The organism is Methylophilus sp. (assembly GCF_035460085.1).
Taxonomy (GTDB): domain Bacteria; phylum Pseudomonadota; class Gammaproteobacteria; order Burkholderiales; family Methylophilaceae; genus Methylophilus.
The window spans coordinates 68,972-95,495 of sequence record NZ_DATHWZ010000089.1; the positions used below are offsets into that span (position 1 = coordinate 68,972).

Genomic DNA, 26,524 nt, shown 5'->3' on the forward strand with positions numbered 1-26,524 from the left:
ATATCACACAGGTTCTTTTTTATTCACTTGCACTCGAAAATAACCATAAAAACTTTACGTAGATATACGTAATACTCACAATTAAAATTAATGTCGTTAAGTCTCAGGCTGTGTATGTCAAATAGCATAGAAATGTTTGGAATCACCATCCACAAGTTTTCAATGAATGGTGCATTAGATGTGTTGCAGGAGTGGTTGCAGTTTGGGAGCAATGACTGTAAATATGTCGTGACTCCTAATGTTGATCATATTGTACAGCTTGAAAATAACGCTGCGCTCAAACAAGCATATAACCATGCTGCCATGGTTGTTGCGGATGGTAAACCTGTAGTACTTGCATCTAGATTACTTGGCAAAGCTTTGCCCGAAACTATTCCTGGTAGTGATCTCGTACCCAATATCTTTACGCGCTTCCAGCAAAAAAAATTACCACTTAAAGTGTATCTGCTTGGAGCCATGCCAGGCGTCGGTGAGATTGCAGCTGCAAATATTAAAGCACAATGGCCAGTTGTGGACGTGGTTGGCATTTTAAGCCCTGATTTCGGATTTGAAAAAGATAGTGAGTATTGTGATCGCATCTGCAAGTCAATAGCAGATTCAAATGCCGATTTACTCGTCATTGGACTAGGTGCACCCAAACAAGAGATCTGGGTTGAAAAGCATGTGCACAAGTTACCCGTTAAGGTTGCTCTATGTGTGGGTGCGACCATTGACTTCCTGGCAGGCAATAAACCCAGGGCCCCGATGTGGATGCGTAAGGTAGGCTTGGAGTGGCTGCACAGGATGTGTTCTGAGCCCAAGCGGCTCGCCAGAAGATATATGGTCGGTGCAATTGTATTCCCTAAACTGCTCATAAAAGAGTGGTTGAAAGATTAGGCTGCATCGCTAAAAGATTAAGTTAAAAAATGAAGGAGCCTCTGTGAAAATTGCAATTGCTGGTACAGGTTATGTTGGATTGTCATTGGCCGTATTATTGGCTCAAAAAAACGAAGTAGTCGCACTGGATATCATTCCTGAAAAAGTAGCGTTACTTAATCAGAAAAAATCGCCGATTGTAGATCATGAAATAGAAGATTTTCTAGCAAACAAACAGCTAAATTTCAAGGCTACAACAGATAAGAGCGAAGCTTATAAGGATGCCGAATTTGTTGTAATTGCCACGCCCACAGATTACGATGCAGAAACCAATTACTTTAATACCAAATCAGTTGAGGCCGTTATAAAAGATGTAATGGCAATCAACCCTGATGCTGTAATGGTGATTAAATCGACTATCCCGGTGGGATATACTGAAAAAATCCGCGCAGAATTAAATTGCAAAAACCTGATTTTCTCCCCAGAATTTTTACGCGAAGGTAAAGCGCTTTACGATAACCTTTATCCATCACGTATCGTGGTGGGTGAGGTTTCTGAGCGCGCACAAACATTTGCCAATCTGCTCAAGGATAATTGTCTTAAGCCGGATGTCGCGGTACTGTTAACCAATAGTTCAGAAGCGGAAGCCATCAAGCTTTTTGCAAATACTTTCCTTGCGATGCGTGTTGCTTATTTTAACGAGCTGGATACTTATGCAGAGGCACATGGATTAAATTCACGCCAGATTATTGAAGGTGTCTGTATGGATCCGCGCATTGGGAATCATTACAACAACCCTTCATTCGGTTATGGCGGTTATTGCTTGCCAAAAGACACCAAACAGCTATTGGCTAATTATTCGCAAGTACCTCAAAACTTGATTAACGCGATCGTGGATGCAAATACCACACGTAAAGATTTTGTGGCAATGAGCGTGATTAAGAAAAACCCTAAGGTAGTCGGAATCTTCCGTTTGATTATGAAAGCAGGATCAGACAATTTCAGGGCATCTTCAATTCAGGGCATTATGAAGCGGATCAAAGCACGCGGAATTGAAGTGGTAGTTTATGAACCGGTATTGCAAGAGTCGGAATTTTTTAATTCTAAAGTGATTAATGATATTGAACAGTTCAAAAAAATGTCGGATGTCATTATTGCCAACAGGCAGGCAAAGGAGTTAACGGATGTAGCCGATAAAGTTTACACTCGTGACTTGTTTGGAAGTGACTGATTTTTGAGTGGCGCGCATGGATCACTCTAACTTAATAAATAAATTATGGTAAATAAAGAAAAACTGCCTGCATTGGATGGACTGAGAGGCTGGATGGCGTTATGGGTTTTTGTAACCCACGTCGTGACGATGGCAACCTTGCCTTTAGTCAAAACTCAAGGCTTGGGTATTGTACTGGCTAATGGTCAATATGCAGTTTGCGTATTTATACTGTTAAGTGGATTTGTCATTAGCAATTCTGCAACGAGTCATACCTGGCGGAATTTTATTATCCGTCGAGGCTTTAGGCTATTTCCAGCATATCTTGTTTGTTTATTAGGTAGTGTAGTTACTTTAGACCTGTCAATAGATTTGATTCAATCAACGCCATGGCACATGGAACGAACGGCCGATAGGTTGAAATATCTCTTGGATAGCAAAGAAAATTTCTGGACCCACTTAGGTCTGCACGTATTTCTTCTGCATGGTTTAGTTCCCGATAAGTTATTGAGTTCAACATCTTATGCTTTTATGGGGCAAGCCTGGAGTCTTTCACTTGAATGGCAATACTATTTGATAGTTGGCTTATTGATGATGTTTTCACTTAAAAGTAAAAATATCATTTTTGAATTACTTATACTGGGATTTTTAATTTTTATAGCAAAATTTCAAACACAACCTTCTTTCATTCTGATGTATCTGTGGTTGTTTTTTGTGGGCCATTTATTTTGGAAGCATTTTGATGAAAAACAGTTTTGGAGATGGCCATTATATTTGGGCCTGTCATTATTAATGCGTGATAAATCATATCCAATCATTTTGTTTGCCGGGGTCGTTTATTCTTCATATTATAAAGGTGCTTTCAGTCAGTGGTTCGAGTCCAAGCTGTCGCTTTTCTTAGGTCAAATTTCATATGGATTTTATTGTGTGCATATGTTGAGTATATTTGTCACTGGATATTGCCTGTTACATGTTTTTAATGTTGAATCAAGGTGGCTTTATTGTGGCTTACTGATCATATCTAGTCTCGCATTAGCAATCACTCTTTCAATGTTGTTAAACAAGTACATTGAATTACCTATGATTCGATATGCAAAAAAAATCACTTCTAAGTCCAAAGATTAAATGATCAGGCAGTATTTCTAATGAGTTCGGATTTAGTTAAAAGCTCCAAGTCAGGTTTGTTGTCCTTGATGACAGGGCAAGTGGTAAGGTTTTCAATTCAAATATTGAGTGTCGTATTGATGGCCCGACTACTCTCTCCAAAAGATTATGGTCTTACTGCAATTGTAATTTCCGTCATAGCTTTGGGAGAAGTTGTGCGCGATTTCGGTTTGTCTACTTCCGCCATTCAGGCCGACCATTTATCCGCTGATGAAAAGTCCAATCTTTTCTGGATGAATTCTGTAATTGGATTAGGTTTGGGTTTGCTGTTATTTTCGTTAGCCTCACCAATAGCACATTTTTATAAAGATGATCGATTAGTTGAAATCGCTCAGGTATTAAGCCTAACTTTTTTAATTAACGGTTTGTCTACTCAATATAAAGCAGGCCTGAACAGGGAGATGAAGTTCAAGGCCATAGCTATGAGTGATTCACTGGCAGCCATATTAAGTACAACATTCGGTATTACTTCAGCTTTTTATGGATTTGCGTATTGGGCAATCGTAGTCCAATATCTTTCTAATTATTTATTGGCTTTTACTTTCTATATCCTGGCATACAAATGGCTACCATCATTGCCAAGCTTTTCAACGGATATGAGCCGATTCACCAGATTTGGTATGCATTTAATGGCTTCCCAGATTTTAGGGCAACTAGCAAGATCTGTTGATACATTAATTATCGGTCAACGATTCAGTACTGAGTTACTTGGATTTTATAATCGGGCTCAGCAAATCGTAATCATGGGGCTTAATCAAATAAATACTCCTTCCACCACGCTTGCGATACCAGTGCTATCGAAGTTGAAAAATGATGAGGTTGAGTACCAGAAATTCTTAAAATTTGGTCAGGCAATACTGATTCATACAGTATGTTTGTTTTTTGGTCTTTTAGCAGTTAATGCCAATCTTGTCGTCAATATACTGTTGGGGCCTAAATGGTCAGCCACTATTCCACTCGTTCAGATTTTATGTGGTGGTGCAATGTTTCAGATTGCGAATTATTCAAGCTCCTGGATTTTCATTTCAAAAGGGTTAACCAAAGAGCAATTGAAGTTTACTCTGACCTCTCGTCCATTTGTAATTGCGATGATTTTTATAGGATCATTTTGGAGTATGGAGTTTGTAGCTGTAGGATATTCTGCAGGCTTATTATTTTTATGGATTTATTGTTTTTACTTTCTTAAAAAGCAAAATATCAAAGTAGACGAACTGTTTAAAAGCTCGATTGTGATTTGTTCTACATATGTAGCTGCCACTTACTCATCCATATTTTTAAGCCGTTACCTTAACTTAAACTTGATAGTAGACACTTTTTTCAAGAATATTATCTACATAACAGTGATCATGCTTAGTTATGCAATTTTCAGTCGGTTTAAAGAGACATTCAACTTGCTTTTTAAGCTAAACTTTTTCCATATCCTTAAGCGAAAATAGAAGGTCACTCATTGAAGCTCGATAAAAATAAAGTATTCTGGTGGAGTCCCAAGCCTCTCTGGGGTCTGAAGGTTTTTCAAAAAGAAAATGTTGGTGATTTACTAGGACCATTGCTGGTTCAGAAAATACTCGATACACGATCATTAATTATCGAGGACATTCAAAAAAATAAATTACTTACGATCGGGTCTGTCATGCACTTTGCTAATGACCAAGATACCGTGTGGGGAACAGGCATAAATGGTAAGGTTGATGTTTCCTACCATAAATTCAATGACTTGGATGTGCGCGCAGTAAGAGGGCCTCTGACCGCTGATTTCTTGCAAAAAAGAGGCATTACAGTGCCAGCTATTTATGGTGATCCTGGCATATTGGTTTCGGATTTCTGGCCCCGCTCAGAGACAGTTCAAAAAGGTAAAGTTGTTTATATACCTCACATGCGTGAGAAAGAGCAATACCAACGAGGGATGAAAACGCTTTCACCTTTGGTCTCATTGCAGGAGTTCATCAAAGAGATTCAAACGGCAGAGAAAGTTGTATCTAGTTCATTGCATGGCGTAATTATTGCTGAATCTTATGGAGTTCCAGCCTGTTTATATGAAAGTAAAAGTGGCGAAACTCCTTTCAAATATGAAGATTATTACAGTGGAACTGGAAGAAGTTCTTTCAAAATGTTTGACGACATTTCACTCGCTCGCCATTATGAGCCAGAAATTCCGGATTTGTCTCCTGTTAAATCTAAGTTGCTGTCTGCATTCCCTTGGGATATTTGGGGTAAGTCTTGAAACAATTGAATATATTATTTTGTCCTGACTTTGACCAGAACCAATATGTAGAGAATATTTACAAGATCATTGAAAGCATTGATTCGGTTGAATTGACCAAGGTCAAGCACATAGTTCCCAAGATGATAAAGTCAGGGATTAATCATTATGATGTAAGCATAGTGCACTGGTTGGAGAACTGGCTGGTGAACGATATAAATGACAAACGCCTCACTTTGCGCTCCACAATGAGATTCTTATTAAGGCTTTTTGTACTTAAAATAATCTCAAAAAAAGTGATATATGTCAGACACAATATATATCCGCATTCACTCAACAGCAAAGATGGAAAAATTGCTAAATGGTTAACGGATTTTGCCTGTAAGTTTTCAGATATTTGTATTACCCATTCTGGCCATTTGGATAAAGGCTATACATATGTTCCTCATCCACTTTATAAGTTTAAGTGTAAGGCGGCAATTGAACCCGCTTCTGTGCAAAAAAGCTTTATAGTGTTTGGCCGGATTGTTGAATATAAAGCAATCGATAAGCTTTTAAATATTTGGCCTGATACGCCATTGTTGATTGCTGGATCAGTAGGGTCTAAATCTTATGTCGATCAGTTAACTACAATTCAAGAGCGCAGAAAATTAACCAATGTTGATATTGATGCAAGATTTTTATCAAATGAAGAAGCGCAATCTCTTGTTTCAAATTCAAAAGGTCTGATTCTTGCGCATTGTGAAGACGATATGATCGTCAGTGGTAGTTTTTTCTTTGCAGCAAGCCTGGGCGTACCAGTGCATGCCATTAAAACGCCATTTATGAACTGGTTGAAAGCAGAGTTCAATTATCAAGGACTACATGTTTATAATAACTTGTCTGAAATGGTGAATGCACTTAGTTCTGATAAGCTTCACGAATTCGACAAAGAATATATTTTTCTGGAAGCACAAAAACTATTTGGCGATCAGGCCATAAAAAAGAAATTTGAAAGAATTCTTTTGAACTAGACTTGGGAATTGTATTCACTTTCACAAAGATTTAATTGACAGGATCTTGTTTAATTTCATGCGTATTCTAGTGGTTGGAGGAGCCGGCTATATTGGCTCACATATGGTAAAAATGTTACTTGGTGCAGGCCATGATGTAATTACGCTTGATAACCTGTCGAGTGGTCATCGTGATGCTGTGCTAGGTGGAGTATTTGTTGAAGGTGATTTGGCTGACGCTGGTTGTTTGAAGCAAGTTTTTGAGACACACCAGCCTGAAGCTGTGATGCATTTTGCTTCATATATTCAGGTTGGTGAGTCTGTGCGCAAGCCGGATATTTATTATCGTAATAATGTGACGAATACCTTGAATTTACTCGACACCATGCTTGAGTTTGATGTGAAAAAATTCATTTTCTCATCCACGGCAGCAGTGTTCGGCGAGCCGGATTATGTGCCTATTGACGAAGTACACCCTAATCGCCCTTTGAATCCTTACGGGCGTTCAAAATGGATGATCGAACAGGTATTGGCGGATTATGACAAGGCATTCGATTTACGGTCAGTATGTCTACGCTATTTTAATGCCGCCGGTGCCGACCCTGAAGGTCAATTGGGTGAACGCCATGACCCGGAAACGCATTTGATTCCCCTGATCTTACAGGCCGCATCTGGCCGCCGTGAAAATATACAAGTGTTTGGGCGAGATTACGATACGCCTGATGGTACCTGTATCAGAGATTATATTCATATAGTGGATTTATGTTCCGCACATTTAGCAGCTCTTGAGTACCTTAACAAAGGTGGAAGTAGTGACCGCTTTAATCTCGGCAATGGTGCAGGTTTCTCTGTGCAGGAAGTGATCGAAGCCGTTGAGAAGGTGTCTGGAAAGCATGTAAAGGTCATAAATGGACCAAGACGAGAAGGTGACCCGGCAAGGCTTGTCGCAGACGCAACGCGTGCGAAAAGCCTTCTGGCTTGGAATCCTGAGTACACTTCGCTTGAAACGATAGTGCGCCATGCATGGCAGTGGGAAAGCAAGCAGTTAAGTTAACGAATTCGAAATGTTGGCATAAGGTTGATAAAAATGAAAATTGTTCCTGTTATTTTATCTGGTGGTTCTGGCACAAGATTATGGCCATTGTCACGTGCAGTGTTGCCTAAGCAACTGTTACCTTTGGTAACGGATAACACTATGTTGCAAGAAACCTTAACGAGATTGTCCAGCTGGGCTGATGTTGGTAATCCCATAGTGGTATGCGGTAATGATCACAGATTTTTGGTTGCTGAACAATTGCGCCAAATCAACCTGAATCCAGAAGCGATTTTGCTGGAACCGGTAGCCCGTAACACTGCACCAGCAATTGCTGCAGCCGCTATTGCTTTAAAAGATAAAGATGTGCTGATGCTGGTATTGCCTGCGGATCATGTCATTACTGATGTGATTGCATTTGAAGCTGCAGTCAGTCGCGCTAGTGTGGCGGCAGAACAGGGCAAGCTGGTGACCTTTGGTATTGAGCCAACGCACCCGGAAACTGGTTATGGCTATATCCAATCTGGTCACTCTACGAATGCTGCTGAAGGTTGTTTTGAGGTGGCTCGCTTTGTTGAAAAACCAGATGCAACAACAGCTCAGCAATATGTGGATGCTGGTAATTTTTACTGGAACAGCGGTATGTTCTTATTCAAACCATCTGTCTTCCTCTCTGAGTTGCAGAAATATGCTCCGGAAATGGTGAGTGCGGTAACGCAAGCCGTGTCGCAAAGTTATAAAGACCTGGATTTTGTGCGTTTGCATGAGGCTTCATTTGCTGAGTCGCCTTCTGATTCAATTGACTATGCAGTCATGGAAAAAACCAAGCTGGCGGCAGTTGTTCCCGCCAGTATGGGTTGGAATGATGTTGGCTCATGGACAGCGCTGAAAGAAGTGCAAACGCAGGATGCCAATGGCAATGCTGTACGTGGCGATGTCTACCTCAAAGATGTAAACAACACACTGGTACGCGCTGAAAATCGTTTTGTAGCTGCTGTTGGCGTCAAAGATTTATTGATTGTGGAAACCAGTGATGCGGTGCTGGTGGCCCATCGAGATTGCGCGCAAGATGTAAAAAATATTGTTGACCATTTAAAAGCCAGTGGACGTTCTGAACACAAAATGCATCCGCGCGTATATCGCCCTTGGGGTTGGTATGAAGGAATTGATGTGGGCGAGCGTTTCCAGGTCAAGCGTATCATGGTGAAGCCTGGCGAAAAGTTGTCGCTGCAAATGCATCACCACCGTGCTGAACATTGGGTGGTGGTGAGCGGTTCAGCCATGATCACTGTGGATGATGTGACTAAACTATTCACTGAAAACGAGTCTACCTATATCCCGATTGGCTCAACCCATCGCTTGGAAAACCCTGGCAAGTTGCCGTTGCATCTGATTGAAGTGCAATCAGGTAGCTATCTGGGCGAAGATGATATCGTGCGCTACGAAGATACTTATGGCCGTAGTTAAGGGGCCAGATATGCCAGTGTTACAAAAAGTGATGCAGCAAAGTGGTGTGGCTTTTGGCACCAGTGGTGCGCGTGGACTGGTTGCGTCAATGACCGATGATGTCTGTGCAGCCTATACCCAAGCTTTTATCACGACAGTGCAGCAGGCGTTTGCCTTTAAGCAGGTTGCCATCGCGATTGATTTGCGCCCAAGTAGCCCCCGCATCGCAGAAGCTTGCGCCAAAATGCTGCGGCAACTCGGGCTTGAAGTCATTTTTTGTGGGGCTATCCCTACACCAGCGTTGGCACTCTTTGCCCAAACACATAATATTCCAGGGATTATGGTGACAGGTAGCCATATCCCGTTTGATCGTAATGGCCTCAAGTTTTATCGTCCCGATGGTGAAATCACCAAATCCGATGAAGGCGTCATGTTGTCATGCGAGTTGCAAACCTTAGCTGAAACAGCCAGCAGTTTGCCAGCCGAGGATCCTCAGGCCAGGACAGATTACATTCAACGGTACAAAGACTTATTGGGTGATCAAGCACTCACAGGATTAAAGCTGGCGGTATATCAACACTCCAGCGTGGCGCGAGATGTATTGCATAAGCTATTAAGTGATTTGGGTGCTGAAGTCATTTGCCTGGAACGTTCAGATACATTCGTACCTATTGATACCGAAGCTGTTTCATTTGAAGATACCCAACGAGGATTGGACTGGGCTGCAAAATATAAAGTGGATGCAATTATCTCTACCGACGGAGATGGGGACAGGCCATTAATCAGTGATGAAAAAGGTCACTGGCTAAGAGGTGACATCGTCGGTTTGTTAACAGCCAAGGCATTGCAGATTTCTCATTTAGCCATCCCCGTCAGCTGTAATACCGCCGTTGAGGCCAGTGGCTATTTTAAACAAGTTTTGCGAACCCGCATTGGCTCGCCGTACGTGATTGCAGGTATGGAAGCATTACAAAAAGAAGGTGCAGCCAGTGTGGCAGGGTTTGAAGCAAATGGCGGATTTTTGCTGGGTAGCCATATACCTCAAGCATCGACATTGCAACCATTGCCAACCCGTGATGCCATCTTGCCTGTAGTGACCTTATTGGCGCAGGTAAAAACACAAGGCAAACCCCTTTCACAACTCGTGGCAGCATTGCCACAACGCTTCACTGCCAGTGACCGCCTGCAAGATTTTCCTACCGAAAAAAGCAAGGCATTACTGTCTGGCTGGACTGATGCGCCTGCCGAAATGCTGAGCTCATTGCAGCTCGAAGAGCAAATTTCACAGGTTGATACCACTGATGGACTAAGGGCAATGTTGCAATCGGGAAAAGTCGTACATCTACGTCCATCGGGCAATGCACCTGAGTTCAGGTGTTATGTAGAAGAGACTAGCCAGGCGGCGGCACAATCTTTACTCAGCAGTATCATGGCGCAGCTGAGGAAGTTTGCATAAAAACCGGCATTAAAGCCGACCAGGTTTGAAGTTAATATTCATTTCAAAATTGTTCTCATCGCAAAAACGTTTTAATATGCCTTTTTGGTATCTGAACATACATAAAGGTTATTGATTACATGATTTTTGTCACTGGGGGAGCCGGGTTTATCGGCAGCAATTTTGTATTGGACTGGCTGCAACAATCAGATGAGCCTGTGGTGAATCTGGATAAACTGACCTATGCGGGTAATCTGGATAACCTTACATCAATAAAAGACGACCCGCGCCATATTTTTATCAAGGGTGATATTGGTGATTTTGAATTAGTCAGGCGCTTGCTGGCTGAATACCAGCCGCGAGCGATATTGAATTTTGCAGCTGAATCCCACGTTGATCGCTCTATCCATGGCCCGGAAGACTTTATCCAAACCAATGTAGTCGGCACTTTTCACCTGCTTGAGGCGGTGCGCGCTTACTGGAGCGCATTAGAGGGCGATGAAAAAAGCGATTTCAGGTTTCTGCACGTGTCTACTGATGAAGTGTATGGTTCTCTAGACAACAATGACGCACCTTTCAGCGAGCAACATCGTTACGAGCCTAACAGTCCATATTCGGCATCCAAAGCAGCTTCTGATCATCTGGTGCGCGCTTATCACCATACTTATGGCTTGCCGGTGCTCACTACTAATTGCTCCAATAATTATGGACCGTACCACTTCCCTGAGAAGCTGATCCCGTTAGTCATTCACAACGCACTCAATGGCAAGCCATTGCCGATCTATGGGGATGGCCAGCAAATTCGTGACTGGTTATATGTGAAAGATCACTGCATCGCGATTCGTCGCGTATTAACCGCCGGGCAGGTCGGTGACACTTACAACGTGGGCGGATGGAATGAGAAACCCAATATCGAGGTTGTGCATACTATCTGCACGATATTAGATGCGTTGAAACCACGAGCTGATGGGGTCTCTTTTAGTGCACAGATCACCTATGTTAAAGATCGCCCCGGTCATGACAGGCGCTATGCGATCGATGCCACCAAACTGGAAAAGGAGCTGGGTTGGAAACCAGCCGAGACCTTTGAAACCGGTATACGCAAAACCGTAGAGTGGTATCTGGATAACGCATCGTGGGTTGAAAACATTACCAGTGGTCAATACCGGCAGTGGGTAGAAAAACAGTATCAATGAGGCTATTACTTACGGGATGCACTGGGCAAGTGGGTTTTGAGCTGCAACGCAGCTTGGCACCGCTGGCTGAGGTGATTGCCATTAGCAGGGGGGATTGTGACTTATCTGATGAATCCGCACTACGCGGGCTTATCAGGGAGATTGCGCCTGACGGGATTATTAACCCTGCCGCTTACACTGCGGTGGATAAAGCTGAATCAGACGCTGGATCTGCAAGGAAAATAAACTGCGATGCACCCCGAATCATGGGTGAAGAGGCGTCAGCATGTGGTGCTTTTGTTTTTCACTATTCGACTGATTATGTGTTTGAAGGTGTGGGCAACCAGTTTTATAAAGAAACCGATGCGACAAACCCGCAAAATGTATATGGGCAAACCAAACTGGATGGTGAGCGGGCTTTACTTTCTACTTGTGAACGTAGTTTGATCATGAGAACAAGCTGGGTGGTCGGCGCACATGGTGCAAATTTTGCAAAAACCATGCTAAAACTAGCCAGTGAACGAGACTCTTTAAGTGTGGTTGCCGATCAGTTTGGAGCACCCACATCTGCCGCGCTGCTAGCAGATGTGACTGCACAATTAATTGGCCGCATTCAACGCCAGGACGATGAGACATTTCCTTATGGCTTGTATCATGTGACCGCCAATGGTGTGACGAACTGGTATGAGTACGCACGGTTCGTAATTGCAGAAGCCATTAGAGCAGGTAAGTCCATGAAGGTGTTACCAGAAATGGTCAACCCCATTACAACAGCAGACTATCCGGTACCGGCCAGACGACCGGCGAACTCAAGACTGGATACTCGTCAGTTTCAAGATGCTTTTGATTTACGTCTGCCTGACTGGCAGCATGGCGTCTCCCATGTGTTGCAGCAAATCTTATAGGGTACATTATGGCAAATAATAGAAAAGGGATTGTGTTAGCGGGGGGCTCTGGAACGCGCTTATATCCTGCCACGCAGGCGGTTTCAAAACAACTGATCCCTGTGTATGACAAACCGATGGTGTATTACCCTTTAACGACACTTATGTTATCCGGCATCAAGAATATTTTGCTGATTTCGACGCCAGTGGATACCCCAAGGTTTGAACAACTGTTGGGTGATGGCTCGCAGTGGGGCATCAATATTCAATATGCTGTACAGTCTTCGCCGGATGGTCTGGCACAAGCTTTTATTATCGGCCAACCTTTTATTGGTCACTCGCAAAGTGCCCTCGTACTAGGCGACAATATTTTTTATGGACACGATCTGGCTACCTCATTGCAACAGGCAAATAATTCAGGCAGTGGTGCTACAGTATTTGCTTACCCGGTCAATGATCCTGAACGTTACGGGGTAGTGGAGTTTGACGACCAGGGAAAAGCCATCAGCCTGGAAGAAAAGCCAACGCAACCTAAATCGCGCTACGCGGTGACCGGACTCTATTTTTATGACAATCAGGTGATTGAGATAGCCAAAAACTTGAAGCCCTCTCCACGAGGCGAGCTAGAGATCACGGATGTGAATAAACAATACCTGACACAAGAGCAGCTGAATGTAGAAGTGATGGGAAGAGGGCATGCCTGGCTGGATACAGGCACGCATGAGTCTTTACTAGAGGCTTCATTGTTTATTCAAACGATAGAAAACCGACAAGGCCTGAAAATAGCGTGCCCGGAAGAAATTGCATACCGGATGGGGTATATTTCCGCCGAAGCACTTTTAAAACAAGCCGAAACCTACAAGAAAAACAGTTACGGACAATATTTATCACAGATTGTGAATGAGAAGGTATTTTAGTGATTGCGCATCAAACCAGTATTCCAGATGTATGGATTTTTGAGCCAAAGGTATTTGGCGACGACCGTGGTTTTTTTTATGAAAGCTTTAACGAAAATATATTTGCTGAATCCACCGGATTACGTCCCCGATTCGTACAGGATAATCATTCCAGATCCGCAAAAAATGTATTGAGAGGTTTGCATTACCAGATTCAACAACCTCAGGGAAAACTAGTCCGCGTGACCCAGGGTGCGGTCTTTGATGTGGCGGTAGATTTACGTTCAGCGTCACCCACTTTTGGCAAATGGGTAGGTGAAGTTTTGAGCGATGAAAATAAAAAAATGCTTTGGGTTCCTGAAGGATTTGCTCACGGATTTCTAGTACTTTCAGAGTCGGCAGAGTTTTTATACAAAACTACAAACTTTTATGCGCCTGAATACGAGCGCTGTATTATCTGGAATGACCTGACCTTAAATGTTGAGTGGCCTATTGCCCAAAAGCCATCCTTATCTACGAAAGATGCGCTTGGTCTTAGCTTCGCTGAGGCCGATAAGTTCTAGCACAGATCGTCTTTATCTAACTCCAGAATAAATCCACTTAAATCATGCATTTTGCGTTTGACAAAACCTATAGTTAAATGTAACAAAAAATTCACAATAAACCATTTTTTATGTGTAAAATGCAAATCGTTTAGTGCACATAAGTGGTGCATGCGCATCACCTGTGCAGCAGACTTGTAGACTTTTTGCATTTAATCCAGCACTTAAGCAATCAATCTTTAAAATAATCAAATTAAATCAATGGGTTAGATTGTTTTAAAACTGGAACGTTTTTTGCATTCATTAATTTTAGAAATAAATAGCGCGATAATGATTTTGGAATAGCCCGAACGGGTAATGTCGCAAGATAAAATATTAAGTTATTGTTAGCAAAAGAGGAGAATTAAAAGGAAACGCTCAATCGGCGTATTGTTGGGTGAATGCGGCATTGAATGTCTGGCAATACCAACAAACCTTTAATCTCCCGATTTATCTGGATGTCTCAGCTCCATGTAGTGATGTTTCTGGTATTAACTTAGTCTGCTATGTTTAGTTTGCGTGCTTTAAGTTTGCCCTTTGTAATTAGTATGTTTTTTTAGTTATTTCTTTTAATTTTCTTAAGGATCTATATGTTAAATATAAAAAAATCTTTGGCAGTATTAGCAGTTGGTTCGGCAATGCTTTTGCCTATGACATCTTCTGCTACAACCGTAACCTATAATCTTGGTAATGTGACTGATATTGCAGCACCTGTGGGTGGTGATTTCAGCGCATTCGCAGTTTTCGGTAGCGTAATTGATGGCGGTGAAATTTATAATTTCAGTTTATCTAGTACATCTGACCTTTCAATCAGCATTTCCGAATTATTCGGCGCTAGCATCGGAAACACTTATTTCAGCCTGAAACAAGGTGCAACTGAGATTCAACAAATCGCACTTGCTCCATTGACGCTTTTAAGTTCAAATACTTACACATTTGATGACCTGACTAGTGGTAACTACTCTTTGACGCTGGTTCCATCAACCATCTTTACATTGCGTTTCGGTGGTAATGTTGCTATTTCTGCAGCTTCTGTTGTTCCTGTTCCAGAACCAGAAACTAATGCGTTGATGTTCCTGGGCTTGGGCATTATCGGTATGATCGCTCGTAGAAAATTTGCTTAATTTTCACTAGCAATAAAAAAAGCCGGATGCATATGCATCCGGCTTTTTTATTTTCTGGAATGGGTTTATTTGAGGAGTTCTTTTATTCTTTGCGCAGTCATGATTGCCTCTTCTGGTGAGGCCACCAAAGCCATGCGAATAAAACCTTTTCCTGGATTGCATCCATGAGCCTCTCGAGCCAGGAAAGAGCCGGGGAGTACGGTAATGTTTAGTTCCTGGTAAAGCTGTCTGGCAACCAGGGTATCATCCTGTTGCGTGTCTATCCATAAATAGAAAGCGGCATCAGGAAGCTGTGTTTTTGACCATACTTGCTTGAGTATGGGGGTTACCGACTGGAATTTCTCGTTGTACAGTTTCCGGTTTCGGATCACATGTGTCTCATCATCCCAAGCCACGATACTGGCAGCTTGTACAGCAGGATTCATTGCGCATCCATGATACGTACGGTACAAGGCAAACTTTTCAATAATAGTAGCATCACCAGCTACAAAGCCGGAACGCATTCCTGGGACATTTGAACGTTTGGATAGCGAACTGAACATGACGACGCGACTAAAATCGCGGCCTAACCTGTGGGCGGCTTCCAGAGCACCCACTGGTGGATTTGCTTCGTCAAAGTAGATTTCGGAATAGCATTCATCTGAAGCGATGACAAAACCATACTGGTCAGACAATTCAAACAGGGTTTTCCATGCTGGTAAATCAATGACCTTGCCTGAAGGGTTTCCCGGACTACAGACATACACTAATTGCGTACGCTTAAGAATATCAGCCGGTACCTGTGTCAGGTCCATGACATAATCATTCTCTTGAGTGGTATTGATAAAGTAAGGCGTGGCGCCAGCAAGGAAAGCAGCGCCTTCATAAATCTGGTAGAACGGGTTTGGCGAGATCACAACGGGTTGCTGCGGCACGCTGGTATCAATGACTGCTTGTGCAAAGGCAAACAAGGCTTCACGACTACCATTCACCGGCAAAATGGCTTTGTCGATATTGAGGGCCGGGATTTTGTAGCGACGTTGCAGCCATTGATTAATGGCTTCGCGCAAGGCTGGCACACCGGCTGTGGTAGGATAGCTGGCCAATCCGGACAAGTTGGCTGCCAAGGCCTCAGTAATAATGCCTGGCGTCTCGTGCTTGGGCTCCCCGATCGATAAATTGATAGGGCTGAAATCCGGATTAGGTGTCAAACCATGAAACAAATCGCGTAACCGTTGAAACGGGTAGGGCTGGAGTAAGTTTAAATGTGGATTCATAGGGTTGTATTATAAGTGAGCCTTGCGCATAAACAAAAAGCCCATCAGCAAAAATATTTTGCGTTGGCAGCATTGATCTACGGTGCAATTTCCTGGGGGCTGATCTGGTATCCCTACCGACTGCTGAATGATAGTGGCATTTCTGGTGTGCATTCCAGCCTGATGAGTTATGGGCTGGCGCTATTGTTTGGCGGAATGATATTCTGGCGCCGCTACCCTCACATAGCCAAAGTACCTAAGTCTGCTTATTGGCTGAGCCTGGTGGCAGGCTGGACCAATCTTGCCTATGTGCTAGCTGTGATAGATGGCGAAGTCATGCGCGTCATGCTGCTGTTTTACATGTCTCCCCTGTGGACATTGTTACTGGCAAGAATCTGGCTGCATGAGCAGTGGCATCGCCCTCAATTATTAGCCATAGCCCTTTCATTGTTAGGGGCAGACCTCATGCTGACAGATGGTCGATTGGCATGGCCAATGCCGCAATCACCTTCGGATTGGCTAGCGTTATCAGCTGGCATCGGCTTTTCAATCACAAATGTCATCACGCGTTTTTCCACTCACCTCACTATAGCGGCCAAAGGGATGCTGGTTTGGTTAGGTGTGTTTGGTCTGTCGTTGGTGCTGATGCTCTGGCAAGGAGGATTGCCTGATCCAGCCGTAGCCAGCACATTGACTTCGAGCAGTATTTTATTACTGCTGCTGATCGCGTGCATGCTCATTTCTGCAACCTTGCTGGTGCAATATGGCATCACAAAAACACCCGCGATTCAGGCCTCGGTATTATTCATGTTTGAGCTGATTGTAGCTGCTGTGGCGGCTTATTTTCTGGCAAACGAGACCATGTCTGCGATTGAAATGATAGGCGGGGTTTGTATTGTCGCCGCAGGCCTGTTGTCGGTTTACTACAGCGAAGGCAGTGAAGGCAGTGAAAAAAGTACCGATAGGTAAGCTTGATTACAAAAGCGCGCGATAAACCTGCTCTAGATGACGGCAGAAAGTTAAGGGTTCAAATAACACCCGTGCTTGTTCTTTCACCTTTTGTCTCAGCGCCTGCAATGCGGCAGGATTATTTGCGAGTGTAACCGCCTTTTTTTCTAAGCTCTCCCAATCGCTGCAGATACATTCTTCCAATCCGCTACGCGTAAGCAAACTCGCACTCACGCGCGCGGGGAATGTATCACCTTGCACCGTCAACAGAGGAACGCCTTGCCACAAAGCATCACTAGCCGTGGTATGGGCATTGTAGGGAGTGGTATCCAGCATTAAATCAGCATGCTGTTGCCTGGCAATATGCAGCTCAGCGCTAGTGCGCGGTGCGAATATCAGTCGATCCGGATGAATGCCTGCCTGTTGCGCGGTTTGCTGCAGGTTTTTAGTCGCCCATTGATTACATTCCTGCAACCACAAGACACTTTCGGGGACTTGTTGAAGTATCCGTAACCAGCAGGCAAACACATCGGCTGTGATTTTAAAACTTTGGTTAAAACTGCAAAACACAAATCCGCTTTCGGGTAAACCATGCTGGGCCTTGCTACCGGCATTGGCTTGTGGCCTCTGGGCATTATTCGGTTGATAACAAGGTAATGCTATCGGGCGTTCAGCCAAGGAGTCACTTTTAACAGTGCTATCCACCAGAATGACATCAAATAAAGGCCGGTCGTTCACCCTGCCCATGCTGCCGGGATAGCCAAGCCAGTTGATATGGCTGCGTGCCGGACGATACGCTGCCACACCGCTGCGGCTGTTTTGGGTATATCCGGTCAAATCGATCAGGCAATCGATACCCGCATCCCGCATATGCGCAGCGGCTTCTGCATCGGTGAGTGTCGCAATCTCTATCCAATGATCTGCAGCAGTGATGAACGCATTTCTTTCTGCTGACTGATCATCTTTCGCCTGGTTGTATAAACTCACTTCAAAGTGATTGCGGTCATGAGAGGCAATGACATCGGTGACCAGGTAGGCCAGCGGATGCTTGCGAAAATCAGAGGAAATATAAGCTAACCTTATTTTCTGACTTGCAGGCCTGACGGATGGCGCTGTTAATGGTTGAACATGGCCATAGTGCTGCTGTGCCCATAAGCTTGCACAGTGCAGTTGTTCTGCTTCACTGGTCCCTGGCATGGCGAGAAATGCAAAAGGCGAGATCTGCGCTGTTGGCTGTCGATTCAGGGCATTGCGAACTGCATGAATAGCCTCATTTAAGCCTTGCCAGTCCGCCATATGCTGTTTCTGGTGTATCCAGTGGACTTTCGCATGTAGCAATTGCGGATCGTGTTTGAGCGCCTGTTCATAGGCAAGCACGGCTAAATCCAGTTGGCCGCTTTCACGATAGGCATTTCCCAGGTTGTTATGCGTTTCTGCGTCCGCCGGGTTGATGAATAGCGCCTGTTGGTAATGCTTGATCGCTTCTGCATAGTGGCCGAGCTTACGCAGGCTGTTGGCTAAATTGAAATGAACATCCGCTTGTTGAGCATCTTGTTGCAATGACCTTCTGAAAGCCTCTGCAGCACGCAACTCATCGCCTTGCCGGCTGGCCACATTGCCCAATTGCATTAAAATTTGTGGATGATCAGGTGCTAGAAGCAATGCGTCAGAAAAGGATTTAAGGGCCAGATCTAATTGTTTCTGCGCCAGGTAGCATCGGCCTAACTCGTAATGCAGGCCGGGATCGTCTGGCATCTTGACTAGTTGCCTCTGCAAATCGGTTATTTCTTGAGTCATACTGCCACCTTGAATGGCTTTAATAGTTTTTTCCAGCCTAGTTGTTTAAATAGCAGGCGCTGTGGATGCAGGCCATTCCAGAAACTATCTTCGGTCAACTGTGGCAAGGCTATTGAAAAATCCTTCAACAGCCGTCTGGCCATTACAGCGGCGCAATAGGGCGCCGTCATCAAGCCTTTGCTGCCATGTGCAACATGGATATACAAGCCTTGTGGCGGAGGCAAATCTTCAAAATCGGTAATGCTGATTGCGGTGGGTGTGAGTTTGTCTGTCGGCAGCAAAGGCCCCACATAAGGTAAATAATCCGGTGAACCGCAGCGCATTGAGGCCCTGGCATAGGTGATGTCTGCTGAAGAGGCTTCATTAAATTGCGGACTTAAGTTGCTGATCATATTCAGGTTACTGGCATTATCCTCTTCACGTACGCGCGTATCTAAATCCCCATGTGCAAAAGTGGCACCCATCGCATGCATGCCATCCTGCAAAGGGGTCAAATAGCCTATGCCGCACAGGATCATTTTTAAATCTCGCATAGCGGTTTGCCCGGCAATCATACCCATTTGCCCGCGCACCGGGTTCAGCCACATGCTACTGTCTGGTAACAATTCGCCAGCATCGGCAGCATTCGCTACGATCACTGCATCAAATCCCTCATGAGAACCAGCATTAGATTGTAATTGCCAGTCATCCTGTTTGGATAATGCAATGATATTCTGCTGCAGATGCACTTGAATGTTCACATGTTTAAGCATGGCAATACAGGCTTCGTGAGGATTAACCCATGCCGCGTCAGCAAAATACAGGCAATCTGATGTCAAGGTCACGCCTGCGAGTTCTGTGGCTTCAGTGGCATCCACTTGCTGCACTAATCCTAAATGGGCATAGCGCGCTGCGACTTTATGTACGCGCTTCTGTTCGCGCGCAGCACCACCTAATTGCAATAAGCCATTGTGTTTAAAGGCATCCTCACCCAGGCGAAGGTTGGCAAAGTGGCGCAGGCTAAAGCTATAGCTGCGCAAGGCTAATTCATCATTCAGGAGCTCTTCGGTATTTAAGCGTGGATACAGCATGCCGCGTGGATTACCGGATGCGCCGCTGGCAATCGCCTCCGCCCGCTCAAATACATGCACTTTGCAGCCCATAGAGGCTAAGAACCAGGCAGTGCTGCAACCGGCGATTCCCGCACCAATCACCGCTACTCTGGGAAGTGTGGTGGGAATAGTATTTTCTGCTACTGGCCATTCCCCTGATAGCATTTCACGCTTTAAACCATAGCCAGCGGTTTTGTTAACGTTAAAACCAGTTTCTTTTAACTGGCGGCGGACAAAGCCGGCACATGTAAACGTGGCAAAAGTGGTGCCTGCTTTAGCGCATCTGGACATGCATTGAAATAAGGGTGCTTGCCACATATCAGGATTTTTTGACGGCGCGAAACCATCCAGAAACCAGGCATCTGCTTTCAGATCCAATCCAGGCAACACACTGGCAGCATCAGCGATATGCAAAGTCAGGCTGGTAGAAAAATCCGACAACTCTAATTGATTGATACCGGGTTGCAGAAAGCGATATTGCTTGCATAAGGCTAGGCTGGCCTCAGCTAATTCTGGGAAGTGTGCATGCGCCTGCTGCAAGTCGTGCAAGGAAAATGGTGCAATCTCGATACTGACAAAATGCAGATGTGCTGACTGTGGCGCTACCTCACGCCACAATTTCAGGCTTGCCAGAAAATTCAGGCCGCTACCGAAACCAGTTTCAACAATCACAAAGTGACTGGGTTTATCAATAGGAAGATTTTGCCATCGTTGTTGCAGTTGATTGTGTTGTAAAAACACGTGGCGCGTTTCAGCCAGCCCATGCTGCGGATTGTCTGGGCTGACAGAAAAGTAGGTATCATCAAACTCGGTGGAGTAGGGCAAACCATCGCGCCACTCCAGTGCTGCATGGGTAGTCATAGGCTGGCAAGTGTATCATGCCTGATTTGCCGCTTACACCCGTTTGAGGCCTCGGTAACCCGGTTTTGCTAGCAATAAATGTACATCGCCCAGCGCACATTCGGCAAAGCCGCCTTCGCAATAGCTCAGGTAAAAATCCCACATACGAATAAAGGTATCGCTGTAGCCCAGCTGCTTTACTTTATCAAGATTGGCGAAGAAGTTTTCGCGCCATAATCGCAAAGTTGTGGCGTAATCCTGGCCGATATCCTGCAGATCCACCAGGCGTAAATCACTGGCGCGCGTGATGCTGCTTAACATGGCGGTATTCGAGGGGATATTCGAACCCGGGAATATATAACGCTGGATAAAATCCACCGAGTGAATGGCGCTTTTATAACGTTGATCAGCAATAGTGATGGCCTGAATCAGTGCAACCCCGTCCGGTTTAAGCAAATGACTCACTTTATTGAAGTAGGTGTCGTAGTATTGGTACCCGACTGCTTCTATCATTTCGATAGAAACAAGCTTGTCGTATTGACCTTGCAAATGCCGGTAATCCTGCTTGAGTAAAACGATTTTATCCTGCAGGCCTTCAGCCGCCACGCGCGTTTGTGCCAATGTAAATTGCTGCTGCGAAATCGTCGTGCTAGTGACACGACAACCATAATGTTTCGCAGCGTAAATGGCGAAACCACCCCAGCCGGTGCCTATTTCAATCACATGATCAGCCGGAGACAGCTGCAATTTGTCACAAATCACTTTTAACTTACGCTCGGAAGCCGCCTGCAAGTTGCTGATCTCCGGGGTAGCGTTTTCTGTAGTATCAAACATGGCTGATGAATACATCATGGTGGGGTCCAGAAACAACTGGAACAAGTCATTACCCAGGTCATAATGCGCCGCTATGTTTTTCTGGCTGCCCGCTTCGCTGTTGCTGTTTAACCAGTGAAAAGCCTTGAGTATCGGTTTACTTAAATACTGGTAACCACCTTCAAGCGTATCCATCACAGACTGATTGAGCACCATCAGCCGCACTACATTGGTTAACGAGTCGGCCTGCCAATAGCCTAGCATGTAGGCTTCACCTGCACCAATGCTGCCGCCAAACGCGATTTCGCCATAAAAGCGTTGATCATAAATGGTGATGGTAGCCTGGATCACCTGTATATGGTTTTGACTATTGGGATTGCCAAAAATGTATCTCTCGTTACCGTCAACAACAGTCAGCTGACCGACTTTCAACCCAGACAACCGTTTGAGCACCTGGGTCTTTGCCAGCTTCGCGACCCATCTGGCGCGGCTTTTAGACTTCAAAGGTTTGGTCAGCTTGTCAGCGGAAAGAGCGTTTGTAGGCATTGAGTCCATGATTAATCACCAAGGTTGGAGTGTTGTTTTGGGTGAGAATAGAAAGGGATTCTTTTGAGCCATAGCCGCAGGGCTTGCCAGTAAATAGCTGCGATGACTTTGAGTGTCATCCACGGGTAGCTCAATAACATGCTATTCAGCGCACTGGCTTGCCAGGGCTGCCTTTGGAGTTTCAAGGTAGCAAAAAACGTAGCTTGCTCATGGTGCCAGTTCTGCATATGCACACTGATGTCCTCTCCCGGTGCTGAAAATTGCCATTGGTAATCGATGTCCATGGGCATAAATGGCGAGACATGGAAATCTTTTTCAAGTTTGAAGAGCATGGATGTGGCCTGTTTTACTTCATGCACATAAGCGAACTGCTCTTTCCAGGGGGTATTGGTAATATGGCTGATGATTGCCTGTAACTGGTCTTTAGTGTCGTAACAATAATAAAAGCTGACAGGGTTAAAGCAGACGCCCCAATAACGGCAATGGGTTAGCAGACCTATTCTGCCTAGAGGGCGTTGGCCGGTGTTCTTTTCAACCAGGTCACGCACAGATTGATCTAAAGGTTGATCTGGTGGGCCAAGGTAGTCTTCGCGCTTAAAATAAGCAAGATTGGGTTTAAGATAAGACCACAAGCGATTGTTTTTAAATAATAAAGGCAGTTCATCTAAATCCAGATACAACATAAAAAGCTGGTAACGGAAGCCATGTGCTTTCGGTTGCAATCGCTGATGGCTGATCCAGCCGGTGTAAATGGCGCTATGCAACGCACTCTTGTTTGGTGAGGCACCTACACTCATGACATGGCTGCCTCAAAATGTTTGATAGCGGTTAGCGCGCTGACCACACCATCCTCGTGGAAACCATTCTTCCAGTAAGCGCCAGCATAGCCTGTGCGATGGTGACCGCTGATGTCAGCATGCTGTAACTGGGCCTGGGCGCCGGCCAGGGTATAAAGCGGATGGCGATATTGCAGTTTCTTAATCACTTTCGCCGGATTGATCGCATTGGTATAGTTAAGCGTAACCAGCAAAGGCTCTGCTGAGCGTATGCCTTGCAGGATATTCATGTTGTAAGTGACCTGCACTTTGTCGCTGGGCTGCGCGGCGACGTGATAATTCCAGGCTGCCCACGCCAGTTTGCGTTTGGGCATCAAGTTGACGTCAGTGTGCAAAAAGACCGTATTGTCCTGATAGGGAATGGCACCGAGTACTTGACGTTCATTATCCGTTGCTTCAGTGCCAAGAATGTTTAACGCTTCGTCACTATGGCAGGCAAAAAATACATAATCGAATCGCTGAGGTTGCCTGCTGGTAAATTTCAGGGTCACACCACTGCCGTCTCTTTCTATGGCTTCGACGGTGGTATTCAGGTGAATTCGATCGCGATATCCAGCAGTGACCTTTTCGATATAACTCGCTGAGCCACCGATAATCGTGCGCCATTGTGGCCTGTCATCGATACTCAACATGCCATGATGATGAAAGAAGCGCACAAAAAAGCGGGCAGGGAACTGGAGCATTTGCTCTGCATCTGTAGACCAGATCGCTGCGCCCATAGGCACGATATAGTCACGTATAAACTGTGGCGAGTAACCATTTAACGACAAGTATTCGCCTAAGGCTATTTCATTGCCTTCTGCCAGCAAGGCCAAAGATTGCTTGTTGAAGCGCAGAATATCGCGAATCATACGGTAAAACTTTGGCGATAACAGGTTACGCCGCTGCGCAAACAGGCTATTAAGAGAAGTGCCGTTGTATTCAAGATGCGTGACTTCATTACGCACGCTAAAGCTCATGTCGCTGTTGCGCCAGGCCACCCCTGCTTCAATCAATATGCGTTCAAATTCAGGGTAAGTTTTATCGTTGAACACAATAAAACCGGTGTCAACCGCATGCGTTTCTCCGCCAACCTCTACCTGATGAGTATGGGTATGGCCGCCAATGTAATTATTTGCTTCAAACAGGGTGATCTGATGCTGTTTATGCAGATGATAGGCGAGCGTATTACCAGCGATACCACTGCCGATGATGGCAATATTCAAGCCCATCGTCATAGGCCTTTCACAGTATTCTGATTGCGTACCTCTAAAGGCACCTTTTTAAGATTCCAGATCAGCCCGAATGCAGCCAGCACTTTAAGTCCGTAATAGGTAAAGTCAATTTCCCACCAGTAAAAGCCCTGTTTTGCAGAACCAGGATAATGATGATGGTTGTTATGCCAACCCTCGCCAAGCGTTAACAGTGCAAGCAACCAGTTATTACGGCTGTGGTCATGTGTGGCATACCTGCGGCTGCCCCATACATGCGCTAGTGAATTAATACAAAACGTAGCGTGATAAAGCACAATAGTAGAAACAACAAAGCCCCAAACCAGCAATTGCCAGCCATTGGTGTGCAAATGTGGTGCGTAGACATGGAGTAACTCGCCCAAAGCAAAAATTGCTATCGCGAGTGCAATGGGGATGAAACTATCAAAACGATCAAGCCAGCATAACTCGCGAAAGCGGGTGAGTTCACGTACGCGATCAAACTGTGTTTTGAAGTTAGCGTGACTCAGGAACCAACCCAAATGGCTCCATAAAAAACCTTGATGATAGGGCGAATGCGTATCCTGCGGTTGATCGGCGTGCACATGGTGGTTACGGTGATGCGCGGCCCACCATAGCGGACCGCGCTGGACGGCAGTAGCCCCGATGAGGGCAAATATAAATTGCGCTATACGAGAAGTTTGAAAGGTTTTATGCGCGAAATAGCGGTGATAAAAACCGGTAATCGCAAACATCCGTAACAGATACATGAAAACAGCGAAGACAACTGCAAATGGACTCCAGCCAACCCAGAATAAAGCGATCAACGCCAGATGTAATGCCACAAATGGCACAACCCGCCACCAATCGATACTATGAGCGCTGAGATTAGCTGGCGGTTGGTAACGCTGGTTATCTAACCATCCGACCAATCTGCCCAACAATCCCCAAATGCGGTATTGCATGATACTTCCTTTTAAATCGCAAACCCGCTGAACTAAAGGGGCTGCTTGGATGGTGCTTTTGCATTCAAGTGCGGGAAAATTTCCAGCTTATTGATGTCGTAACCCAAAGCCTTGGTTTTTTCGACCAGTTGGTTAAAGGTCGCCTGGTCTATTACAGGTTTACGCGACATTAGCCAAACGTAATCACGTTTATTTCTGGCAACGATGGTGTGCTGGTAATCGTCACTCAAGTAAGCAATCAGATATTCAGATTTAAATGGCCAGAGAAACTGCATCTTCCACTCTGCATTACCACTATCCGGGACCACAAAACCAGTAGGATGATAAACTTTCAATTTGCCATCCAGCGCGCCTTGGTTGTAAGTAAAAGTGGTGGCAATAGTGCCATCCGGATTTTTTTCATAATGTTCGACCGGATTATAAGGATCACGCTCCATGATGGTGGGGATAGCCGCAATGACATACCAATCCCCCATAAAACGATCGACATCCACTTGCCCAACCGTTTTAATGGGTGGTAAATTTTGACATGCACTCAGTCCGAATATACTCATTATACAAATCACTTTAATTAGATTATTTAACATATTGATTATTTATTTCTTCAAACAAGTTTATAAACAATTCTGTACCCCTCTGGCGTCACAGATTCCAAGGCAACCCATTCTTGTTGCTGGTCATACCACAGGGTAATTTTTAATTTGTCTTTGCCTTGCAGGCGACCATTCAGGCGATATTGTCGGGTCTGTAGGTTTTCGCCTTTCACCAGGATTGTTTTAGCGCCTTCATCTGTGACTGTGACGTCCAGGTATTCTGCATTTTGCGGATTGAGTAATCGTGACTGTTTGAGAATTTCTGCGTTCCAATAAGCAAAGGTCATGATGCATGCAGGCAAAGTCTGACTATCACTTTTTTTAGCGCTGCGCTTTTCGGTAACAAATTGCTTGTCTTGCAATTGCCCATTCACATCGGTGACTACTTTATTTTCTTCTGTATGCGCCTTCAAATTGGCAAGGCAAGCACCTTGCCATGTCTCATCTGCTTGATGCTGATAGCGATAGGCGTTAATGAATAACACTTTTACATTGAAATCAGCACGGCTTTGCAACCGGTTGTTGTTAAGGGAGAAAGTGTGGGTACCAATTTTTTGCTTATCCAGCCAAACATCGAAAGCCCAGTCTTTAGCATGCGCCACTGGCAACACGCTTAAGCAGAACGCATTGAATGCTATAAACAGTTTTGCAACAGGGATTAATTTCTTCATGCTT

General features: G+C 44.8%; 24 protein-coding genes. 15 read left to right on the plus strand and 9 right to left on the minus strand.

What is annotated here, in order from left to right:
* Window positions 1–114: 114 nt before the first annotated feature.
* The 14 genes from VK958_RS12420 (at window position 115) to VK958_RS12485 (ending at window position 14,995) form a co-directional block, all read left to right on the plus strand.
* Window positions 115–876, plus strand: a complete 762-nt coding sequence (locus VK958_RS12420; RefSeq protein ID WP_325241802.1) for a WecB/TagA/CpsF family glycosyltransferase — start codon at window positions 115–117, stop codon at window positions 874–876.
* 43 nt (window positions 877–919) lie between these two features.
* Window positions 920–2,086, plus strand: coding sequence for a nucleotide sugar dehydrogenase (locus VK958_RS12425; protein ID WP_325241804.1), 1,167 nt, complete (start codon window positions 920–922; stop codon window positions 2,084–2,086).
* 45 nt (window positions 2,087–2,131) lie between these two features.
* Window positions 2,132–3,190 carry an acyltransferase family protein gene (locus VK958_RS12430; RefSeq protein ID WP_325241806.1) on the plus strand — a complete coding sequence of 353 codons (1,059 nt, stop codon included), beginning with the start codon at window positions 2,132–2,134 and terminating at the stop codon, window positions 3,188–3,190.
* A gap of 20 nt (window positions 3,191–3,210) precedes the next feature.
* Window positions 3,211–4,665, plus strand: a complete 1,455-nt coding sequence (locus VK958_RS12435) for a lipopolysaccharide biosynthesis protein (protein WP_325241808.1) — start codon at window positions 3,211–3,213, stop codon at window positions 4,663–4,665.
* A gap of 11 nt (window positions 4,666–4,676) precedes the next feature.
* Window positions 4,677–5,450: a polysaccharide pyruvyl transferase family protein gene (locus VK958_RS12440; RefSeq protein ID WP_325241810.1), complete on the plus strand. Its 774-nt coding sequence runs from the start codon at window positions 4,677–4,679 to the stop codon at window positions 5,448–5,450.
* Window positions 5,447–6,442 carry a glycosyltransferase family protein gene (locus VK958_RS12445; RefSeq protein ID WP_325241812.1) on the plus strand — a complete coding sequence of 332 codons (996 nt, stop codon included), beginning with the start codon at window positions 5,447–5,449 and terminating at the stop codon, window positions 6,440–6,442. The genes VK958_RS12440 and VK958_RS12445 overlap by 4 nt, the downstream gene beginning before the upstream one ends.
* 58 nt (window positions 6,443–6,500) lie before the next feature.
* Entirely contained in the window at window positions 6,501–7,475 is a 975-nt protein-coding gene (gene galE / locus VK958_RS12450) for a UDP-glucose 4-epimerase GalE (protein WP_325241815.1), read from the plus strand.
* A gap of 33 nt (window positions 7,476–7,508) precedes the next feature.
* Window positions 7,509–8,921 (plus strand): mannose-1-phosphate guanylyltransferase/mannose-6-phosphate isomerase, encoded by a 1,413-nt coding sequence (locus VK958_RS12455; RefSeq protein WP_325241817.1) that lies wholly within the window; start codon window positions 7,509–7,511, stop codon window positions 8,919–8,921.
* A gap of 10 nt (window positions 8,922–8,931) precedes the next feature.
* On the plus strand, window positions 8,932–10,356 hold the full coding sequence (locus VK958_RS12460; RefSeq protein WP_325241819.1) for a phosphomannomutase: 1,425 nt from the start codon (window positions 8,932–8,934) through the stop codon (window positions 10,354–10,356).
* Between the two features lie 119 nt (window positions 10,357–10,475).
* Window positions 10,476–11,531 (plus strand): dTDP-glucose 4,6-dehydratase, encoded by a 1,056-nt coding sequence (gene rfbB, locus VK958_RS12465; protein ID WP_325241821.1) that lies wholly within the window; start codon window positions 10,476–10,478, stop codon window positions 11,529–11,531.
* Window positions 11,528–12,415, plus strand: coding sequence for a dTDP-4-dehydrorhamnose reductase (gene rfbD, locus VK958_RS12470; RefSeq protein ID WP_325241823.1), 888 nt, complete (start codon window positions 11,528–11,530; stop codon window positions 12,413–12,415). Before rfbB ends, rfbD begins: the two co-directional genes overlap by 4 nt.
* Window positions 12,416–12,423: 8 nt before the next feature.
* Entirely contained in the window at window positions 12,424–13,311 is an 888-nt protein-coding gene (gene rfbA, locus VK958_RS12475) for a glucose-1-phosphate thymidylyltransferase RfbA (RefSeq protein WP_325241825.1), read from the plus strand.
* Window positions 13,311–13,853 (plus strand): dTDP-4-dehydrorhamnose 3,5-epimerase, encoded by a 543-nt coding sequence (gene rfbC / locus VK958_RS12480; RefSeq protein ID WP_325241827.1) that lies wholly within the window; start codon window positions 13,311–13,313, stop codon window positions 13,851–13,853. Before rfbA ends, rfbC begins: the two co-directional genes overlap by 1 nt.
* Window positions 13,854–14,461: 608 nt before the next feature.
* Window positions 14,462–14,995: an FxDxF family PEP-CTERM protein gene (locus VK958_RS12485; protein WP_325241829.1), complete on the plus strand. Its 534-nt coding sequence runs from the start codon at window positions 14,462–14,464 to the stop codon at window positions 14,993–14,995.
* Window positions 14,996–15,060: 65 nt separating this feature from the next.
* Here the strand turns inward: VK958_RS12485 and dapC are convergent, their stop codons facing one another.
* Window positions 15,061–16,251, minus strand: coding sequence for a succinyldiaminopimelate transaminase (gene dapC / locus VK958_RS12490; protein ID WP_325241831.1), 1,191 nt, complete (start codon window positions 16,249–16,251; stop codon window positions 15,061–15,063).
* 15 nt (window positions 16,252–16,266) lie between these two features.
* Here dapC and VK958_RS12495 point away from each other — a divergent pair, with 15 nt between their 5' ends.
* Complete coding sequence (locus VK958_RS12495; RefSeq protein WP_325241832.1) at window positions 16,267–17,199, plus strand: DMT family transporter; 933 nt, start codon at window positions 16,267–16,269, stop codon at window positions 17,197–17,199.
* A gap of 6 nt (window positions 17,200–17,205) precedes the next feature.
* Here VK958_RS12495 and VK958_RS12500 read toward each other — a convergent pair whose 3' ends face one another.
* The 8 genes from VK958_RS12500 to VK958_RS12535 are packed head-to-tail and all read right to left on the minus strand — an operon-like array spanning window position 17,206 to window position 26,520.
* Window positions 17,206–18,975: a tetratricopeptide repeat protein gene (locus tag VK958_RS12500; protein ID WP_325241834.1), complete on the minus strand. Its 1,770-nt coding sequence runs from the start codon at window positions 18,973–18,975 to the stop codon at window positions 17,206–17,208.
* On the minus strand, window positions 18,972–20,927 hold the full coding sequence (mnmC, locus tag VK958_RS12505; protein ID WP_325241836.1) for a bifunctional tRNA (5-methylaminomethyl-2-thiouridine)(34)-methyltransferase MnmC2/FAD-dependent 5-carboxymethylaminomethyl-2-thiouridine(34) oxidoreductase MnmC1: 1,956 nt from the start codon (window positions 20,925–20,927) through the stop codon (window positions 18,972–18,974). The genes VK958_RS12500 and mnmC overlap by 4 nt, the downstream gene beginning before the upstream one ends.
* Window positions 20,928–20,960: 33 nt before the next feature.
* Window positions 20,961–22,265: a cyclopropane-fatty-acyl-phospholipid synthase family protein gene (locus tag VK958_RS12510; RefSeq protein WP_325241838.1), complete on the minus strand. Its 1,305-nt coding sequence runs from the start codon at window positions 22,263–22,265 to the stop codon at window positions 20,961–20,963.
* Between the two features lie 11 nt (window positions 22,266–22,276).
* Window positions 22,277–23,062, minus strand: coding sequence for a DUF1365 domain-containing protein (locus VK958_RS12515; RefSeq protein ID WP_325241840.1), 786 nt, complete (start codon window positions 23,060–23,062; stop codon window positions 22,277–22,279).
* Complete coding sequence (locus VK958_RS12520; RefSeq protein WP_325241896.1) at window positions 23,059–24,306, minus strand: NAD(P)/FAD-dependent oxidoreductase; 1,248 nt, start codon at window positions 24,304–24,306, stop codon at window positions 23,059–23,061. Before VK958_RS12520 ends, VK958_RS12515 begins: the two co-directional genes overlap by 4 nt.
* Window positions 24,307–24,314: 8 nt before the next feature.
* Complete coding sequence (locus VK958_RS12525; protein WP_325241842.1) at window positions 24,315–25,256, minus strand: acyl-CoA desaturase; 942 nt, start codon at window positions 25,254–25,256, stop codon at window positions 24,315–24,317.
* A 32-nt stretch (window positions 25,257–25,288) separates the two neighbouring features.
* Entirely contained in the window at window positions 25,289–25,810 is a 522-nt protein-coding gene (locus VK958_RS12530; RefSeq protein WP_325241844.1) for a lipocalin family protein, read from the minus strand.
* Between the two features lie 50 nt (window positions 25,811–25,860).
* On the minus strand, window positions 25,861–26,520 hold the full coding sequence (locus tag VK958_RS12535; protein WP_325241846.1) for a DUF6134 family protein: 660 nt from the start codon (window positions 26,518–26,520) through the stop codon (window positions 25,861–25,863).
* Window positions 26,521–26,524 lie beyond the last annotated feature (4 nt).

What these genes read in the sequence shown, in the direction of transcription:
- VK958_RS12515 (WP_325241840.1), bottom strand. Translation starts at nt 23,062, where the DNA reads ATGAGTGTAGGTGCCTCACCAAACAAGAGTGCGTTGCATAGCGCCATT.
- rfbD (WP_325241823.1), top strand. Translation starts at nt 11,528, where the DNA reads ATGAGGCTATTACTTACGGGATGCACTGGGCAAGTGGGTTTTGAGCTG.
- mnmC (WP_325241836.1), bottom strand. Translation starts at nt 20,927, where the DNA reads ATGACTACCCATGCAGCACTGGAGTGGCGCGATGGTTTGCCCTACTCC.
- galE (WP_325241815.1), top strand. Translation starts at nt 6,501, where the DNA reads ATGCGTATTCTAGTGGTTGGAGGAGCCGGCTATATTGGCTCACATATG.
- dapC (WP_325241831.1), bottom strand. Translation starts at nt 16,251, where the DNA reads ATGAATCCACATTTAAACTTACTCCAGCCCTACCCGTTTCAACGGTTA.
- VK958_RS12485 (WP_325241829.1), top strand. Translation starts at nt 14,462, where the DNA reads ATGTTAAATATAAAAAAATCTTTGGCAGTATTAGCAGTTGGTTCGGCA.
- VK958_RS12435 (WP_325241808.1), top strand. Translation starts at nt 3,211, where the DNA reads ATGAGTTCGGATTTAGTTAAAAGCTCCAAGTCAGGTTTGTTGTCCTTG.
- rfbA (WP_325241825.1), top strand. Translation starts at nt 12,424, where the DNA reads ATGGCAAATAATAGAAAAGGGATTGTGTTAGCGGGGGGCTCTGGAACG.
- VK958_RS12430 (WP_325241806.1), top strand. Translation starts at nt 2,132, where the DNA reads ATGGTAAATAAAGAAAAACTGCCTGCATTGGATGGACTGAGAGGCTGG.
- VK958_RS12460 (WP_325241819.1), top strand. Translation starts at nt 8,932, where the DNA reads ATGCCAGTGTTACAAAAAGTGATGCAGCAAAGTGGTGTGGCTTTTGGC.
- VK958_RS12455 (WP_325241817.1), top strand. Translation starts at nt 7,509, where the DNA reads ATGAAAATTGTTCCTGTTATTTTATCTGGTGGTTCTGGCACAAGATTA.
- VK958_RS12500 (WP_325241834.1), bottom strand. Translation starts at nt 18,975, where the DNA reads ATGACTCAAGAAATAACCGATTTGCAGAGGCAACTAGTCAAGATGCCA.
- VK958_RS12530 (WP_325241844.1), bottom strand. Translation starts at nt 25,810, where the DNA reads ATGAGTATATTCGGACTGAGTGCATGTCAAAATTTACCACCCATTAAA.
- VK958_RS12535 (WP_325241846.1), bottom strand. Translation starts at nt 26,520, where the DNA reads ATGAAGAAATTAATCCCTGTTGCAAAACTGTTTATAGCATTCAATGCG.
- VK958_RS12510 (WP_325241838.1), bottom strand. Translation starts at nt 22,265, where the DNA reads ATGCCTACAAACGCTCTTTCCGCTGACAAGCTGACCAAACCTTTGAAG.
- VK958_RS12420 (WP_325241802.1), top strand. Translation starts at nt 115, where the DNA reads ATGTCAAATAGCATAGAAATGTTTGGAATCACCATCCACAAGTTTTCA.
- VK958_RS12525 (WP_325241842.1), bottom strand. Translation starts at nt 25,256, where the DNA reads ATGCAATACCGCATTTGGGGATTGTTGGGCAGATTGGTCGGATGGTTA.
- rfbB (WP_325241821.1), top strand. Translation starts at nt 10,476, where the DNA reads ATGATTTTTGTCACTGGGGGAGCCGGGTTTATCGGCAGCAATTTTGTA.